This window comes from Kaarinaea lacus (assembly GCF_975902315.1).
On record NZ_CDLKIE010000079.1, the window covers coordinates 1 to 3494 of the forward strand.

Here is a 3494-nt window from a genome sequence, read left to right on the forward strand (position 1 = left end):
ATGTCGACAGGGCGAGCACACCTGGTTGACAAAGTTGGAATATTTACGCCGAAACGTATTGATGTTGATGAATTGAAAGCCGGTGAAGTGGGCTGTGTAATCTCTGGCATCAAGGATATCGATGGAGTGCCGGTGGGTGATACCTTAACCAGTGTAGATAATCCAGCAGAGAATCCTTTGCCAGGATTTAAGCCAGTCCAGCCACAGGTGTTTGCAGGTTTATTTCCCATTAGTTCCGATGATTATGAAGATTTGCGTGATGCCCTGGCCAAGTTGCGTTTAAATGATGCGGCATTGTTTTATGAGCCTGAAACATCAACTGCGTTAGGTCTGGGGTTTCGCTGTGGATTTCTTGGTATGTTGCACATGGAAATCATTCAGGAACGACTGGAACGGGAATACAATCTCGAGCTAATTACCACAGCGCCGACAGTGGTATATGAGGTCGTTACTACTGGGGGGGTGGTTGAAAGCGTTGATAATCCATCCAAACTGCCTGAGCAAGGACGCATTAGTGAAATGCGCGAACCTATTATTCTTGCTAATATACTGCTGCCGCAAGAATATCTGGGCAATGTAATTGGCTTGTGCGAAGAAAAGCGCGGTGTACAAAAAAAATTACTATATTTAGGTAGCCAGGTTTCTCTGGAATACGAACTTCCGATGAATGAAGTCGTATTGGACTTTTTTGATCGTTTAAAGTCGGTCAGTCGTGGTTATGCATCACTGGATTATCATTTTTTGCGTTTTCAACCATCAGATCTTGTGAAGCTGGATATTCTTATCAATGGTGATCGTGTTGATGCATTGTCCGTTATCGTGCATCGAGATCAGTCTCAATATCGAGGCAGGGAACTGGCGGAAAAAATGCGAGAGCTTATTCCCCGGCAGATGTTTGAAGTTGCCATTCAGGCAGCAATTGGTTCGCACATTATTGCTCGCAGCAATGTTAAAGCACTGCGTAAAAACGTGACTGCGAAATGTTACGGTGGGGACGCCACTCGAAAACGCAAATTATTAGAAAAGCAGAAAGCCGGTAAAAAACGAATGAAGCAATTGGGGTCTGTGGAAATTCCACAGGAAGCATTTCTGGCAGTTTTAAAAGTGGGAAAGAAATAAATGCATTTTGATTTTCCAACGATAATGGTTTTGGCGGTACTGGTGACCGGAATAATCTGGGCGCTGGATTTATGGCTTTGGGCGCCAAAGCGAAAAGAGCAGGTATCGGGTTTATTAGATCAAGGTGGCGAGTTAACAGAAGAGCAGTTTGATCAGAAAAAGGAAGCGTTGTTAAAGGAGCCGGTAATTGTTGAGTATTCCCGCTCGCTGTTTCCGGTAATATTGATAGTGTTAATATTACGTTCATTTTTAATAGAACCGTTCCGAATTCCCTCTGGCTCTATGATGCCCACCTTATTGGATGGTGACTTTATCCTCGTAAACAAATTCACTTACGGTATTCGCTTGCCTGTTATTAACAAGAAGGTCATAGAGATTGGCGAGCCGCAACGGGGAGATGTCGCGGTGTTTCGCTATCCCAAAGATCCAACGGTGGATTATATTAAGCGTGTCATTGGATTGCCGGGCGACAAAATCGTGTACCGCAACAAAAAATTGTACGTAAACGGCGAATTTATGAGGTTAACTGATTTCGGCCGTTATGAAGCTGCTGGTGTCGGTATTACCATGGCCGGTGCCCAAATGCTGGAAGAAGATCTGCAGCAGGTGAAACATAATATTTTGATCGATCACGACCGGCCAGTACTTAATATGGAGTACACGGTTGGGGAAGGTGAGTATTTTGTAATGGGTGATAACCGTGATAACAGTAACGATAGTCGTTTTTGGGGTACTGTGCCGGAGCAGAACCTGGTAGGCAGGGCATTTATGATCTGGATGAATTGGGATAGCACCAACAATGGCGTTACCTGGAGCCGGATCGGACAGAGTATTGAATAAGAATCTTTAGATCGGTTTGCTTGTATCTACACGTAATATTTCAAAATCTTTCCAGTAATTCGTATGTCGAGGCAGAACTATATCTGTTATCTTTAAATTGGCTTTGGTTTTCCTGAATTAGTGACCAAATTCTGAAATATACAGAATTTATGGCCATGTTGGTTTATTTCGCTCATCCTATATGCTATATATTTCATGACCTTACGTAGAAAACTTAAGAGCTGGTAAACATTTGGATCTGGAGTGTTACATGAAGAATTATAATAAACAACGTGGCGTTACCATGGTAACGATGGCTGCAGGACTTGGTTTGCTGGCTTTTTTTGTGATGATCGCCATAACCATAGCGCCAGTCTATATTGAAAATTTTAGTGTTAGTTCGCATGTTTCCCGTCTTGAAAATGATTCCCGCATTAAGGAAATGACTAAAGAAGAAATACGGGAAACGCTGATGAAAAGGTTTGGCATCGATGACGTTAAAAATGTCGCCAGACAGGATATTTTTGTAAGAGATGTTTCGGGTGGTGGTTATAGCGTCGAAGTGGATTATGAAGTCAGAAAAAGTTTTATAGGTAATGTTGACCTGGTTATCTTTTTTACCGAAACGGCTGAAATTAACTAACTTTCACGCTATAGCTATAGTTGAATGGATTTTTTCTCGAATTGACAATTTAAGAGTGAGTACAAAAAAGAAAATTCAAACCAGGAAACCCTCATCTGTTGCAGACTCCACAAAGCAACTGACAGCAAAATCAGTCATCAACTCATCATTAAAAAATGGAATTGTCACCAAGCTGTGTAAAAAGCTTGAATATGACTTTGCCGATGAATCCCTGCTTATTGAAGCAATAACCCACCGCAGTAAACATTCGTTAAATAACGAACGACTGGAGTTCTTGGGTGATTCGGTGTTGGGTTATGTAATAGCTTCCGAGTTGTTCCAGCGATTTCCCGAGGCAAAGGAAGGCCAGTTAACACGTGGTCGTGCCGCTTTGGTTAAAGGGGAAACGTTGGCAGAATTGGCGTTAAGTATGGAATTGGGTGACTATCTTCAGTTGGGGCCTGGAGAGTTAAAAAGTGGTGGTCATCGTCGCAAATCCATTCTTGCCGACGCCATGGAGGCGATAATTGGCGCAATTTACCTGGATGGAGGGCTCGATGCTGCCCGGCAACATATTATTTCTATTTATTCGGATAAATTAAAAAGCCTGTCTTTAACCGCGGTTGGTAAAGATCCTAAAACCCAGTTACAGGAATATTTACAGGCCAGAAAACAGCCGTTACCAGAGTATGAAGTGGTAACCACTACTGGCAGTGATCATGATCAGGTTTTCGAGGTTTCCTGTACGATTAAATTAATCACAGATATTACAAAAGGTTCTGGCCGTAGTCGTCGGAAAGCGGAACAGGAAGCGGCCAGCAAGATGTTAAAGCTTTTAGAAAAATCAAAATAGAGTGAAATTTACAGAGATATATGGGCGATCACATTTCAGCTAACAAAGCATATTCTTGTGGATATGTTGCCATCGTAGGAC

At 42.4% G+C, this 3494-nt stretch carries 4 protein-coding genes; all 4 read left to right on the forward strand.

Annotated features, from left to right (window positions below; all coding sequences use genetic code 11):
- Positions 1-1119, forward strand: a 1119-nt coding sequence (gene lepA / locus ACWVCM_RS01805) for a translation elongation factor 4 (RefSeq protein ID WP_455199989.1), incomplete at its 5' end; no start/stop codon positions are given.
- Entirely contained in the window at positions 1120-1959 is an 840-nt protein-coding gene (gene lepB, locus ACWVCM_RS01810; RefSeq protein WP_455199990.1) for a signal peptidase I, read from the forward strand.
- Between the two features lie 250 nt (positions 1960-2209).
- Entirely contained in the window at positions 2210-2581 is a 372-nt protein-coding gene (locus tag ACWVCM_RS01815; RefSeq protein WP_455199991.1) for a DUF4845 domain-containing protein, read from the forward strand.
- A gap of 55 nt (positions 2582-2636) precedes the next feature.
- The gene (rnc, locus tag ACWVCM_RS01820) at positions 2637-3413 is read left to right on the forward strand and encodes a ribonuclease III (RefSeq protein ID WP_455199992.1); all 777 of its coding nucleotides are present in this window, start codon (positions 2637-2639) and stop codon (positions 3411-3413) included.
- Positions 3414-3494 lie beyond the last annotated feature (81 nt).